12 protein-coding genes are annotated in these 13,306 nt (G+C 43.3%); 5 read left to right on the top strand and 7 right to left on the bottom strand.

Annotation, left to right across the window (positions count from 1 at the left end):
* Window positions 1-205: 205 nt before the first annotated feature.
* From HWQ36_RS11220 to HWQ36_RS11210, 3 genes are all read left to right on the top strand, one after another.
* The gene (locus HWQ36_RS11220; protein WP_292702033.1) at window positions 206-358 is read left to right on the top strand and encodes a type II toxin-antitoxin system HicA family toxin; all 153 of its coding nucleotides are present in this window, start codon (window positions 206-208) and stop codon (window positions 356-358) included.
* 168 nt (window positions 359-526) lie between these two features.
* Complete coding sequence (aspS, locus tag HWQ36_RS11215) at window positions 527-2,314, top strand: aspartate--tRNA ligase (RefSeq protein WP_292702031.1); 1,788 nt, start codon at window positions 527-529, stop codon at window positions 2,312-2,314.
* 414 nt (window positions 2,315-2,728) lie between these two features.
* Window positions 2,729-3,478: a Uma2 family endonuclease gene (locus HWQ36_RS11210; protein WP_292702029.1), complete on the top strand. Its 750-nt coding sequence runs from the start codon at window positions 2,729-2,731 to the stop codon at window positions 3,476-3,478.
* 105 nt (window positions 3,479-3,583) lie between these two features.
* Here the strand turns inward: HWQ36_RS11210 and HWQ36_RS11205 are convergent, their stop codons facing one another.
* From HWQ36_RS11205 to HWQ36_RS11185, 5 genes are all read right to left on the bottom strand, one after another.
* Window positions 3,584-4,444 (bottom strand): RNA polymerase sigma-70 factor, encoded by an 861-nt coding sequence (locus tag HWQ36_RS11205; protein ID WP_292702026.1) that lies wholly within the window; start codon window positions 4,442-4,444, stop codon window positions 3,584-3,586.
* Between the two features lie 3 nt (window positions 4,445-4,447).
* Complete coding sequence (locus HWQ36_RS11200; RefSeq protein WP_292702023.1) at window positions 4,448-4,861, bottom strand: NAD(P)H-dependent oxidoreductase; 414 nt, start codon at window positions 4,859-4,861, stop codon at window positions 4,448-4,450.
* A complete protein-coding gene (locus HWQ36_RS11195; RefSeq protein WP_292702021.1) occupies window positions 4,834-5,070 on the bottom strand; it encodes a hypothetical protein in 237 nt (78 codons plus the stop codon). Before HWQ36_RS11195 ends, HWQ36_RS11200 begins: the two co-directional genes overlap by 28 nt.
* A gap of 37 nt (window positions 5,071-5,107) precedes the next feature.
* On the bottom strand, window positions 5,108-5,788 hold the full coding sequence (locus tag HWQ36_RS11190) for a hypothetical protein (protein WP_292702019.1): 681 nt from the start codon (window positions 5,786-5,788) through the stop codon (window positions 5,108-5,110).
* Between the two features lie 313 nt (window positions 5,789-6,101).
* Window positions 6,102-6,365, bottom strand: a complete 264-nt coding sequence (locus HWQ36_RS11185; protein ID WP_292702016.1) for a metal-sensing transcriptional repressor — start codon at window positions 6,363-6,365, stop codon at window positions 6,102-6,104.
* Window positions 6,366-6,551: 186 nt separating this feature from the next.
* On the opposite strand from HWQ36_RS11185, the gene HWQ36_RS11180 reads away from it, so the two are divergent.
* Window positions 6,552-7,937 (top strand): MFS transporter, encoded by a 1,386-nt coding sequence (locus HWQ36_RS11180; RefSeq protein WP_292702173.1) that lies wholly within the window; start codon window positions 6,552-6,554, stop codon window positions 7,935-7,937.
* Window positions 7,938-8,206: 269 nt separating this feature from the next.
* On the opposite strand, the gene HWQ36_RS11175 is transcribed toward HWQ36_RS11180, so the two are convergent.
* Complete coding sequence (locus HWQ36_RS11175; protein ID WP_292702013.1) at window positions 8,207-8,362, bottom strand: hypothetical protein; 156 nt, start codon at window positions 8,360-8,362, stop codon at window positions 8,207-8,209.
* A 111-nt stretch (window positions 8,363-8,473) separates the two neighbouring features.
* Here HWQ36_RS11175 and HWQ36_RS11170 point away from each other — a divergent pair, with 111 nt between their 5' ends.
* The gene (locus HWQ36_RS11170) at window positions 8,474-9,277 is read left to right on the top strand and encodes an SAM-dependent chlorinase/fluorinase (RefSeq protein WP_292702010.1); all 804 of its coding nucleotides are present in this window, start codon (window positions 8,474-8,476) and stop codon (window positions 9,275-9,277) included.
* Between the two features lie 280 nt (window positions 9,278-9,557).
* Here the strand turns inward: HWQ36_RS11170 and HWQ36_RS11165 are convergent, their stop codons facing one another.
* Window positions 9,558-11,918, bottom strand: coding sequence for a DNRLRE domain-containing protein (locus tag HWQ36_RS11165; RefSeq protein ID WP_292702008.1), 2,361 nt, complete (start codon window positions 11,916-11,918; stop codon window positions 9,558-9,560).
* Between the last annotated feature and the right edge of the window lie 1,388 nt (window positions 11,919-13,306).

The raw sequence follows: 13,306 nt of genomic DNA, 5'->3' as shown, positions 1-13,306 counted from the left end.
TATTTTTTGATACACAGTGATGGTCGTCGAACGGGAGCATCGCAAATGTGCAAGTTTATTTTTATACGGGATTTTGGCTTAGGCCAATAATGAAATAACGAACCGCCCTTCGGGTTCACCAGTCGCTTACGGTGGGAAACCCGCCTACAGCGCTGGTTCACCAAGTACGCCAAGTACGCCAAGGAAAGAGGTTTGTACAGGGTTTTTGTACCAATCCTGTGTCTTTTGGCAAAATTGGGATGGTCCCCGTCGAACTGTTGTTCCGGTGCATTCTGGTGAAACAATTGGTTCTGGTTTGTTAGCACAGATACTCCGTGACTGTCAGATTAGCCGTGATGAATTCCGTGAGCTATTGTAAAAATAGGTAAAACTTACTCTTCTGGTGTCATTGATTCTCCTATATATATTGTGAGATTATTCCATTTTTTATTTCACCATAACTACTACAATTACTATTGATGCTAGATAATGGGAAGGCTTTGACATTTTCTTGCCAATCTAGCCCAGACAAACAGAACTAACACTTATGCGAACTCATTATTGCGGCGAACTCCGAAAAGAACATATTGGAGAAACAGTTACCTTTTACGGATGGGTAGACCGTCGCCGCGATCACGGTGGTGTGATATTTTTAGATTTACGCGATCGCTCTGGAATTGTCCAAATTGTCAGCGATCCTCAACGCACACCAGATTCTTACGAATATGCGAACACCCTGCGAAATGAATATGTTGTCGAAATCACGGGTAGAGTAACGCAACGTCCCGAAGAATCGCTAAATACCCGCATCCCCACAGGCGAAGTGGAAATCTACGCCGATAAAATTGAACTCCTGAATGCTGTCCGCAAACAGTTACCTTTCCAAGTTTCCGTAGCTGACACCGAGACAGTGCGGGAAGACTTGCGGCTGAAATATCGTTATTTGGATTTGCGACGCGAACGCATGGCGCAAAATTTGCAACTGCGTCATCAAATTGTTAAAGCCATGCGGCGTTATCTCGAAGATTTGGAAGGTTTTATCGAAGTCGAAACCCCAATACTTACCCGTTCTACCCCAGAAGGAGCGCGGGATTATGTTCTACCCAGTCGCGTCAATCCTGGTGAGTGGTATGCTTTGCCGCAATCACCCCAGCTATTTAAACAATTGCTGATGGTATCCGGCTTAGATAGATATTATCAAATTGCCCGTTGCTTTCGTGACGAAGATTTACGCGCCGACAGACAACCGGAATTTACCCAGTTGGACATGGAAATGAGCTTCATGTCCCAAGAAGAAATTATCGAACTAAACGAGAACTTAGTTTGCCATATCTTCAAAACAGTTAAAGGTATTGAGTTACAGCGCCCTTTTCCCCGTCTGACTTACGCTGAGGGGATGGAACGCTACGGTAGTGATAAACCAGATACCCGCTATGGTTTGGAATTAGTTGATGTCTCAGATATTGTCAAAGACTCTGGTTTCAAAGTCTTTCGGGACACTGTTACCAATGGTGGTATCGTCAAAATCTTGCCCATTCATAACGGTAACGATGTAATTTCTAACGTCCGCATTAAACCAGGTGGTGACTTATTTAAAGAAGCCAGCGAAGCCGGTGCTAAAGGTTTAGCTTATATCCGTGTTAGAGATGATGGCGAAATTGACACCATTGGCGCGATTAAAGATAACCTCAGCGAAGAACAAAAACAAGAAATTTTACGCCGCACAGGTGCAAAAGCTGGACATCTGCTGTTGTTTGGGGCAGGGGAAGCTGCTACAGTTAATAAGACATTAGATAGATTACGGCAAGCGATCGCTAAAGAGTTTGATTTAATCGATCCAGAAAAAATCAACTTACTCTGGATTACAGATTTCCCGATGTTCGAGTGGAATGCTGACGAAAAGCGTCTAGAAGCACTACACCACCCATTTACAGCACCGCATCCTGATGATTTGAGCGACTTAAAGACAGCACGCGCCCAAGCTTACGACTTGGTACTCAACGGCGTAGAAGTTGGTGGCGGAAGTCTGCGAATTTATCAGCGAGAAATTCAACAGCAAGTGTTTGAAGCAATTGGTTTATCTCCTGAAGAAGCACAAAGTAAATTTGGCTTTCTCTTAGAAGCATTTGAATATGGTACACCGCCGCATGGTGGCATCGCCTACGGTTTAGATCGTTTGGTAATGTTGCTAGCTAGAGAAGAATCTATTCGAGATGTCATTGCTTTTCCGAAGACACAACAAGCACGTTGTTTGTTAACAGATGCGCCTTCAAGTGTAGATGCTAAACAGTTGAAAGAATTGCACGTTGCTTCAACTTATAAACCAAAGTCTTAGCAAACTAAAAAATTGTCTAAGTAAGATTTGGTTGGGGTGTAAATCCCCATTCAAATCTTCCCAGTCCCCATTAACCAATTTAATGGAAGTTTTCTTAGCTAATATTAATCATCTTGAAAGTGTTTCAGTACCATAGCACTCCTAAATCATTCGTGAGATTTTGGGATTCTGTTTTTATTCTCTTTTCCTTGGCGTACTTGGCGTACTTGGCGGTTCGTCCTCATTCCATTTCTCACAATTTATATAGGATTGCTATATATTGATCGATATCGGATTTTTTACAATCGCAATATAGTACGATTATCCAGGTAGCAACCATGACGACAACAGTAAGTGTAGAAAATCTATTGGTAGGATGAAGAAAATTAATGCTGCTGTCAAAATAGAATTAAGCTGCTACCCCCAGAATTTCTTATGAGTGAATCTATCATCTTGACAGACACTGGCTTATTACCAGAAGATTTGTTACCAGATGTTAGTCATCTGGTGACAGAGGACGATGAACCCTTGGATAATCTCCCATCTGAAAAACAACAACGGCTGCTGACAGAAACACTTTACAGTTCTTGGAACGGGCCAAGTAATGCCCAAGGGTTTCTCGTGGCTGCCAATGTGGGGTTGTTTCCCAGTAACAAGCAACCGCCAACTGTACCTGATGTATTTTTGAGCCTGGATGTACAAGTAGCTGAGAACTGGTGGGAAAGACGGCATCGCTCTTATTTCTTCTGGGATTTTGGTAAACCGCCAGAGGTGGTGATTGAAATTGTTTCAAATCGAGAAGGCAATGAAACAGGACGGAAAATCTTAGAGTATGCCAGGATGCGGGTAATGTACTACATTATCTTTGAGCCAACTCGGCAACTTGGTGGTGAAGTTCTACAGATGTACGAGTTGCGTGGGCGACAATATATACTCATGAGTGAACAATGGCTGACTGAAGTTGAGCTAGGTTTATGTTTGTGGGAAGGTGCGTATGAAGGTAAGCGGGATATTTGGCTGAGGTGGTGTGACGCGACGGGGAATATAATTCCTACTGGTGCAGAACGAGCCGAACAAGAATGCTTACGAGCTGAACTTGAGCGAGAAGCTAAAGAAACTGCTCTGCAACGGGCTGAACGCTTGGCAGCACAGTTACGAGCCTTGGGTGTTGAGCCAGAAGTGTGAGGTGGAGAGTGGGGTTAGAAACAGTTCTGTAATTTCTACCGATAACTCGACAAAACTACGTCAGATTCAATAGGGTTGTTGTGCTGCTGCCGCCTAACGACTCAACTATGATTTCACTGCTGCTAGCTTGTTTGGATTAACCACTGCATAAATTGCTCGAATTCTATCACCTACAAACTCAAAACTAAAAGTACTATGGGGTTTTTCATCCACAATAGTCATAACTCCAGGCTGACCATTGACTGCTACAATCTGCGAAACTAGCGTAGGTGTTAATCGGCTGCGTCGAATTGCCACCAAAAAACGAGCTACTTTTAGACACCCATACAATGGTTTCTGTGCTGCTACAACTTTACCTCCTCCATCTGACCAGAATGTTACATTTTCTGCCATGAGTGCAATGAGTCCCTGTACGTCGCCGTGATTCCAATAGTCGAGAAATTGCTCAACCAAGATGTCTTTATCATGGCAATTTGGGGAGATCGTCGGTCTGCGTAGCACAAGATGCTGACGGGCGCGACAAACAATCTGGCGACAATTTGGAATACTTTTGCCTACAGTCTTAGCGATCGCCTCGTAGTCATAATCGAAAACTTCGCGTAATAGAAAAACCGCTCTTTCTTCTGGGGATAAGCGTTCCAGCAGCATGAGAAATGCGAATGAAAGGGATTCTGCTAATTCAGCACAGTCTTTGACATCCGTTAGTTCAGTTATCAGTGGCTCTGGCAACCATGTTCCTATGTATTGTTCTCGCTTCATCCGGGCAGATCGAAGATGGTCGATACACAAACGAGTGACGGTACTAGATAAAAACGCTTTGGGAGACTGCACTACACTTTCAGTACTTTGCCAGCGAATCCAGGCTTCCTGCACGATATCTTCTGCCTCAGTCACGCTTGCAAGCATTCGATAAGCGATCGCAAACAGGAGGGATCGATACTGATTGAACAGGTCTAATCGATTCATAAGTTACCAAGTTGCCGCTATCGTTATCAGCTTTACTCGTGCCTGTTCAATACTCTGTTGCCGAATTTCATCAGGCATAAACTGATTTGGGACAGCAATAATTGTGATGTCTTCAATGCCAATAAAGCCCAAAATCGATCGCAAATAGGTTTCACAAAAATTCATACTTCCTAGAGGCGTATTGGGCGTAAAATTTCCGGCACTCGGAGTAATCACTAATGCCTTTTTGTTGATCGCAAGTCCTTCAAAGGTAAAACTGGTTGGATCAAACGTAAAGGTGCGATTAACTCGAACGATATTATCCACATACACCTTAAAGGTTGATGGAACACTAAAGTTATACATGGGCACACCGAGTAATAGGCGATCTGCCCACAGCAACTCCTCAATCAGTTGCTCGGAGTCAGCAAGTACCATTTCCATCTCTGGTGTTCGACATCTGGAGGAATATAGTTTGCAGTTGTCCACAGTTCTGTAGGATGAGCAGGAGGATTCATCCCAATATCTCGCTGTTTATAGCGTCCATCAGAATGGAAGTTCTGCCATGTTTGAATAAATTCGTGACTGAGTGTGCGAGAAATTGATTGTTCTAACCGTACACTGGATTGAACTTCAAGTAGCTTCATAAGTGTTGTCTCATAAACTTCTGATCGGTTCAACGATTTAGCGTTTACATTGTTGGTAAAGTTGTTCAAGCTGCGTCGAATTAAGTTCACAATCGATCGCATCTATTAAACTCTCCTGACTCGCTGCTATCGATTGAATCCCTTGTTGACAAACTGCGATCAGAAATGTGATTAAATCACTCAATTGGCTAAATTGAGGCTGTGTTGATAAAAATGATTCAGTCACTCCCATCGGCGGCAGTTTTGTACCGTTGGCACAATAGATGACGGGTTTCTCTCGGTCTAAGCGCATCATGCAGTAGATCGTATCCTTGCCATCAGTCAAGATAGAAAATGGCAGCAAATCGATTAAGCATCTGCCAAGTTTTAGATGGCGATGTCCTGCTAAGGCGTAATCTAATGGCAAGAATTTGGCAACAATGAGGCGATTTTCCAGTTTTAGATGCATTTCGTTCTCTCGACCGGATAATTCCCCATGCCATTTTCCTTTGAGCCTGAGTAATTTCTCTGCCAAATTCAACTTTTCTGGCTTGGCAGATAGCCCATTATGCCATTGATACAGGTCGAAACCATCCTGGGGAAACTCCCATGAGAGTGAAGCGATTTGTGCCTCAATTTCAGCACGGGTTAATCCAGTCTGTAGGCGGTTGGCAATTTTAGGGGTAGTTTGAGTTAGCACAGTGTGAAAACGATCAAGTATTGCGAGTAGTTCGGTCATGGCGATCGCCCACAGTTATAGATTGGCTTACATAATCAAGACGATAGAGGCGCTTGGTTTGTGACAAGCCGATATTCACTAAACCAACAAGCAGCTAGAACAATTTATATAACCCTAGAAGATGCTCGGACAGGAACTGCTTATTTTCTCGTAGATCCACTTATTATGTATGTAGCATTCATTTGATGAATATACATGGTTGAACAAGAAGAATGACGTAGTTTCAATGCTTTTCTCTATGTATATACATACGTGATTGTGAGGGTTTTTAGTCTTTCAACTCAATTTTTTTATCCCGGTTTTCTAGTCCATCTTAGATCAGTAAATCCAAAGCCGAACGAAAATTAGACAACTCTGTTTCAAAATCTCCAGTTTCAGCCGCTTCAATCAGGCGATGCTCTATGTAATCTACCAACATAAGTTGAGCCACTTTATTGAGGGCAGAACGAACCGCCACAATCTGTAAAATCACGTCAGGGCTGGGTCTTTCAGCTTCTACCATTTCACAGATGCCTTCAATATGCCCCTTAATCCTGGCTAGACGATTGAGAATTTGTCTGTTTTGGGAGTGAACCACGTTAATACCCCCCCCAGAGGATAAAAGCTACATCCATTTTAAGCTTTTCCAAAGCATGGCAAGATGACAAATTATTAAATACCCCCCTACTGGATATGTTTGAAAGTAAGTTATAACTAAAGTTACAAACATATCCCCCTAGAAAATAGGGATAAATTAGCTTTAAAAAACACTGCTCGGATTATGATGAACAGGCTTCATCTCTTTCACAGTTTGAGAAACCCTGTGTTTGCGCGGCTTTACGCGGCTCAAACCACCAATTTATTAGGGGATGCGCTGACTTGGGTAGGTTTGGCTCTGCTTGCTTTCGAGTTAGCTGGAGATAATAGCGCGGTTGTAATTGCCTTTGCGTTGACGTTGCGGATCACTGCGTTTGTCTTGCTGTCTCCCTTGGCAGGATCTTTAGCTGACCGTGTTGACCGCAAGTCGATACTGGTAGCAACGCATTGTGTACGGATGGTTCTTGTAAGTCTGTTACCTTTTGTGACGCAAGTGTGGCAAGTGTATGCCCTAATATTTGCTCTTAACGTCTTCAATGCTTTCTTCACGCCGACTTACCAAGCTACAATTCCTTTAGTGACGGGTGAGAATGATTATGCAGGTGCGATCGCTCTTTCCAGTGCCACCTACCAATTACTAGGAGTACTTGGCCCTGGTATCGCTGGCAGCGTCGCCGCTTTCATCGGTGCAAGACAAGTTTTCTTTTTGGATGCCGTAACTTTCCTTGTGGCGGCAGTATTGATTTTTACCTTACCTGGTCAGTTAAGAGTAGAGCCGAATCAACAGCCATCAAGTACAAGTGGTAGAACCTGGCGAGACATCAAAGACGGTACAACCCGCCTTCTTAGTGATGCACCCATTCGATACGCACTCTTCATGCAGTTGGTTGCATCCATTGCCGGAGCGCAGATTTTAGTCAATACCGTTGGCTATGTCCAGGGGACGCTGAAACTAGGAAATGTGCAGTACGGCTGGGTAATGGCTGCTTTTGGTATCGGTGCAACCCTTTCAGCAGTAGCTTTTGGTGTAATCAGTCAACGCTTTTCCCGAACAAGTTTTGTGTCGTTTGGTGCGGTTTTGATAACTTTGTCTCTACTACCTGCAAATTACGCTTCTTTGAGTGTATTGATGGTTTTGTGGCTAGTGGCTGGTTTTGGACAAAACTTAGTAAACTTACCCACTCAGACATTAATTGCAGACCGCATTCCCCGTGACGTCCAAGGACGTGTTTACGGCGCACACTTTGCTTGGAGTCACTTGTGGTGGGCAATTTCTTATCCTTTGGCTGGATGGCTGGGAAGCAAATTCCCTGAAGGTGAATTTCTATATGGCAGCTTGGTTAGTTTAGCACTGCTAGTTGTGGTACAACTTACCCTAAAGCTCCCAGTAAATGAATATGAACAGGTCCATGACAATATGTGGCACGAACACTCACATGTCCACGATGAACATCATCAGCACAACCATCACCAAGCAATACTAGAATCCGAACCACATATTCATCCTCATCAACACAAATTGATACGCCACTCTCACTCTTACTCTGTTGATATTCACCATCCTAGAAGATAGCGTATTAACTGATAACGAAGCGTTCGCGGAGCGTCTCGTAGAGAAGCAATCCCAGTCTTTGCGATTGCTTTGCTTCGCTGGCAATGACAATTGGGCATTTTTTTATTTGAAGTACTCTTATCCTATTCTCAATTTTTACAATTATCTATGTCATTTTTAAATCTTCTTTAGTTTTTATTAGAAAATAAGATGCGTTTGCCCTGGTATAAGAACAAAAAAAACCCGCCGTAGCGGGTTACACAACAAACTAAGAACAATGAAAACTTAATTTAGCCGGAATACCTCATTTCAGCTTCCAGTTGACGAATCAGTTGTTCGTCGCCTTTTACTCTGGCTACTTGTAAGCGATGCTCTAGGCTTTTTTGAATACTCTCTCTGTGGGTTTCTCGTGCTTTCCTGGCACTTTGTAGTCTAACTTGATTCATAGTGATTACCTTCTTTAATTTTTCAATTTATGTCTGCTATTGTTAACATAGCACATATTTTGTAGCTGTTGCTACAGAATTTTAATACTTAATGTATATTTTAGCAAAAATATGTCTGATAAGCGGATTGGTCAACAATTACTCGTGACTTTTCTAAGCGATTTTGGCGATCGCGATATCTATGTAGGCATAATGAAGGGAGTCATAGCCCAAATCAACCCCAGATTGACGGTGATAGACCTAACGCACCAAATTCCGCCGCAAAACATCGCCGCAGCCAGGTTTTGCCTAATGAATGCTTATCCCTATTTCCCGGTTGGGACAGTGTATCTGGCAGTAGTAGATCCAGGAGTGGGAAGCAAGCGACGAGCGATCGCAGTAGAATTTGCTCAAGGGTTTCTAGTAGGCCCAGATAATGGTATCTTTAGTGGGGTACTTAGTCAAAGTCCGGCGATCGCAGCCGTCGAACTTACAAATCTTAACTATTGGCGAACTCCTCAACCAAGCAACACTTTTCACGGTAGAGATATCTTTGCACCAGTGGCAGCTAGTCTTGCTAGTGGTGTCTCCCTCAAACAGCTAGGACAAGAAATTGATCCAGCAAGTTTAGTCAAACTAGATATAGACGAGTGCAAGCAGACAAGCAATGGTGTAGTGGGTTGCATTCAATATATTGACCACTTTGGCAATTTAGTCAGCAATATTCCAGCCAGTTACGTACAAGGCAAAACTTGGTATGTACAAGCGGCTGAGTTGAGTATACCAGGTTGTCAAACTTACAGTGATGTCAATGTGGGAGAGATACTAGCTTTAGTTGGCAGTCACGGCTGGGTAGAAATTGCCATTAATAGCGGCAATGCTCACTCCCAGTTGCATTTAGATTGGCAAGAACCGCTTCAAGTTGTGCTAACTTGAACCACTCACACTGGTTAAAACTCTTTGCTTAGGTCACAAGAGGCAGGGGAGCAGGGGGCAGGGAGCAAAGGGGAAACCGAGACGGAGCTTGTACTCTCGGTTTGCGTAAGAGCGCCCTAGAAGGGCGGGGCTTCATACCCATGTTCCGCTCCGCTCCACGGCTCCAGGGCAGGGCTTGTTCCCCCTGCTCCCTGCCCCCTGCCCCTCCGCTTCTTCGGTGAGGTACAGAAACTTCAAGTTTCTAACACCCCGGCTAACGAGAATTCGTTTTCGGGCAGATTTAAGGATTGATCGCAAGCTGTGGTTGATTAACACTCGCTTCACGAGACTTAAGGTTGATATTAGTACCAGCATTATTCTGACTGTGCAAGACAAAGCTGATTGCTGTCGCACCGGCAGACCTCTGCATCTGTACATAATTAGTAACATCGAATTCATACCAGATATACTGAGTTCCATTAACTAAAATGGAGGTGGGATTGAGCGGCGATGTGCTAAATCCAGGCTGATTGTTCCAGGTCATTGTATTCTGTGACCAGAGCGGAGTCGATGTAAAAACATCTAACGGCACCCTCGTACCATCGTTCGTATTGACACATAAGCGTAGCGTCGCCCGACTGATGCTGCTGACTCCGCTAAAGCTGAATGCAAAGTAAGCGTTGCGATTTAAACCAGCATTAGAAGTGGTCTTCACTTCAAGTGTACTAGCAGTACCAAAGTTGGTATTAGCATAAGTTCCATCACGAACATAGGTGTCAGCAGTTGGAGTTAGCACTGTGGCATTGGTAGCAGGCAATCCAAAAGCTTGAATGCGGTCAGTACCAACGAAAACTGCTCCATGTGCAACAGTTGGTGTGCTATATTTTCCACCTACCTGAAGTTGCGCCTCGTTTTGATTCCAAGTCGTCTGATCGCTCCAGATATTCCAGGAATTGGCGCTGTTCCAAAGCAAAGAAAGATCCTTACCATCAATAGCATAAAGAATTGGATGAGGTGTGGTAGGACTTACCAGTGAGTCTGAGCGTCGCACATTTGCCGCCAGCACCCAAACAAGTGGGTTATTGCTTCCATTGCTGGTAACTACTGGTGCGCCTGGTGAAAGAAACAGCAGATTATCGTTACTTAAATCGTTGATCAGATAAGGCCAACGCCCTGAAACTCCATTGTTATAACCACCAGATGGCGAAATACGCAGTCGCACGATAGATGGAGGCACACTCTTTGTTGTTGCCCCACCATCGCTATCAGTTGTTTTACTAACACCTGAGACATACAAATAGTCAGTAGTGCCGTTATTAAAATAAGCTGGCGTGCTACGCATCTTTGCATATTCCGCATTCCCACGCAAACTGGAATCAGGACTGAAGACATTCAACGGATGAGTAATAGACGAGGCAAGTAATGACTTTTCTGGAGAACTGGTTGCAGAACGGTTAGTCAAGCTACCTGGAAGTGATGCCCGATTGAGTAAGTAAATAGTCCCTTGTTTGCCGCCGAAGGCAACCAGTTTTGGTGCATCTGTTGTGGCTGGATTCAGGTCAATAACAATAGGAGAACTACCACCGATATCAATATCGCCAATCTCTAAGGCGATATAGTCAGAAGGCGTGTAAGTGCCTGTCAACATACTCAGCGGCGAGTCGAACTTAAGCAGTGATTCCCCCCAGGTATTAACAGCAGTGTCATAAATCGGGTGACTACTGTTCCCTGTCGTTACATAAACATTCTTATCGTTATCGATGCTGACACCGCCCGCGCCCCACATACCACCGTTAACCTCCCTGGACGACTGTCCAGCAGAGAAGGCACTGAGGATCGTTGCCTTAACAGTATCGATCGCAACTAACCAACCAGCAGCAGTGTCATTGTAGCCGCCAAACGGAACGTAAAGCTTACTGCCAAGGGAACTAATATTGAGCGCTCCGCGCTGTGACATTAAAGTTGCTGCTTCAAAAGTTGCTTTCCCGTTGCCACCGTTTTTGTTAATGTTGTTTGTATTCAATGCAATGTTGTTAATTGGAACACCTGTGGTCGGCCAACCAGAAACAGTTGCACCGTTACTCAGATTGAGTGCAAAGACACGCCACTCTCCGCCTGCGCCATTGTCAACAACGCTAGCAACATAAAGCCGCCCTGGAGAGTAGTTTGTACGGTCGATTACTGGGGTACTCAGGACACCCATTGGGATTGGGCCTTCAAGAAGCGAGGAGGTTGGCACAATGACGGGTGTGCCTAAATTAGTGTGCCAGAGTACTGTACCAGGCTTAACGCTACCATTTGCAAACGCATTGACTGCATAGATATCGCCATTATTAGTTGCAGCAAATACAACGTTGAAAGTTCCAGTGAAAGAACTTGTGGAAATGAAAATATTATCGGCGTAGAGGGGTGTCGCGTAGAGATGAGGCGCATAGATGGTTCCACCAATAGTTACACTGTTAAAACGTGGTGAGTCCCAAAGTCTACTAAAGCCACCATTGCGAACGAGTACAGGAGTAAGAATTGTCTCTGCATTGTTCCAGCCATAACGTTGACGGTTGCCATGAAACATCAGAGTGTCCTGGGCCTGTACGGGAAGGCTCTGGAAAACTCCGACAGATAAAAGAGTTGTAAATAGAGAATGACGAATCCAAGAAAGCATGAAAGCCTCCAATAAAATGTGAAGTATTAAGCGCTAAAAGTCTTACAAAATGAACATTACTATGATGAATGCTCCTTCTTAATTCCAACTTTTCACGCCTAAAAATAGGATAGAAGTAGCAAAAATACTTTGGATTTTTTGTAAAAGTTACAGAAAAGGGAAAATGGCTCAAAACCCTTTACTTTTAACCTTTGTCCTTATCTTCCTCTTGTATAAGGACGTTGAAAGACAACAGTACGAATTAGCACTGCTACTTGATTAGCGTGAAATTGAAGAAGAATTCAGAAGGGGCTAAACGCCCATTCTGGCTCCTGACTCCTGAATTCTGTTTTGATAAATTATTTATAAATGGATAGCTTAATATTCAGCTTTTGACCAAATCAAGATTAGCATTTATAAAATTGGAGATTCTAAGTCAGTTAATTACTTTAATAAAAATGTAACATTTAGTGATACAAAGCATATATTGACATTTGCTCCTGCTTACTTTTCACAGTTAGAACTAGCAAACTAAAAGTAGCCCCATAATGCCATTGTTATTGTACTTGTTGCAGATTTTTCAATCCAGATTATAAAAATTTGGAACACCTTAATAATTAGAGAACGCTTTTAACCTAGTAGAGGTTTGAGCAATCTTTAACTGAACTCTAAATATAGTATTCGATTTGTCAATTTTATTTTGACATCTGTATTATATCACTAACATGGTTTAATTAGAGGTTAAATCCCAAGTGTTTTTGTATAAAGTTGTATTAAATCTCATGAAAATGCTGAAGACAGATTATTTGGAGATGAGTTACAATACAAATTAAATTACAACCATTAAAAAATCGCTATTAAAAGTAATTGTTCTCAAAACAATACAACAAAGTGATAGAAATTGTTGCAATATTTTATTTATATTAATCTAAGACTTATGTAGCTAAGTTAACCCTTTCTATTACAGTCTGAAAATAATAATAACTAATTCTTTCAACGAAGAGGGGGAGCATCCCGTTTTGGCGGATTGCCCGCGATTTCCAATCGCTCGGTGTTTCTTCCAAAAGTGGATACTCCCACGAAGAGGCAGCTACGGTGTACACATAAGTCTGCTCACCTGATTCCATATCGTTTTGATCCCCCCTAACCCCCCTTAAAAAAAGGGGGAACTAGAATCAAAGTCCCCCAATTTATCGGGGGATTTAGGGGGATCTCCAACGATTTTGGTTTTCTACAAAGATGTGTGTACACCGTAGCGAAGAGGCAGGAGGAAGGGGGCTATTAGCTGGGGGAAATGATCCCAATCGAGAGCCGTGGAGTAGAGTGGAACATGGGTCTGAGTCCCTCACTTCCATTAAGTGGCTTTTGTTCAGGTGGGGTCGAATCCCCATTCTTTTCTATCCCCCTTG

It is taken from the genome of Nostoc sp. NMS2, from assembly GCF_017115105.1.
Classification (GTDB): domain Bacteria; phylum Cyanobacteriota; class Cyanobacteriia; order Cyanobacteriales; family Nostocaceae; genus Nostoc.
This window is presented reverse-complemented; position numbering and strand designations above follow the sequence as displayed.

Coding starts and splice junctions, on each gene's coding strand:
- HWQ36_RS11200 (WP_292702023.1), bottom strand. CDS start 4,861: ATGGTACTTGCTGACTCCGAGCAACTGATTGAGGAGTTGCTGTGGGCA.
- HWQ36_RS11170 (WP_292702010.1), top strand. CDS start 8,474: ATGTCTGATAAGCGGATTGGTCAACAATTACTCGTGACTTTTCTAAGC.
- HWQ36_RS11210 (WP_292702029.1), top strand. CDS start 2,729: ATGAGTGAATCTATCATCTTGACAGACACTGGCTTATTACCAGAAGAT.
- HWQ36_RS11190 (WP_292702019.1), bottom strand. CDS start 5,788: ATGACCGAACTACTCGCAATACTTGATCGTTTTCACACTGTGCTAACT.
- HWQ36_RS11180 (WP_292702173.1), top strand. CDS start 6,552: ATGAACAGGCTTCATCTCTTTCACAGTTTGAGAAACCCTGTGTTTGCG.
- HWQ36_RS11195 (WP_292702021.1), bottom strand. CDS start 5,070: ATGAAGCTACTTGAAGTTCAATCCAGTGTACGGTTAGAACAATCAATT.
- HWQ36_RS11205 (WP_292702026.1), bottom strand. CDS start 4,444: ATGAATCGATTAGACCTGTTCAATCAGTATCGATCCCTCCTGTTTGCG.
- aspS (WP_292702031.1), top strand. CDS start 527: ATGCGAACTCATTATTGCGGCGAACTCCGAAAAGAACATATTGGAGAA.
- HWQ36_RS11165 (WP_292702008.1), bottom strand. CDS start 11,918: ATGCTTTCTTGGATTCGTCATTCTCTATTTACAACTCTTTTATCTGTC.
- HWQ36_RS11175 (WP_292702013.1), bottom strand. CDS start 8,362: ATGAATCAAGTTAGACTACAAAGTGCCAGGAAAGCACGAGAAACCCAC.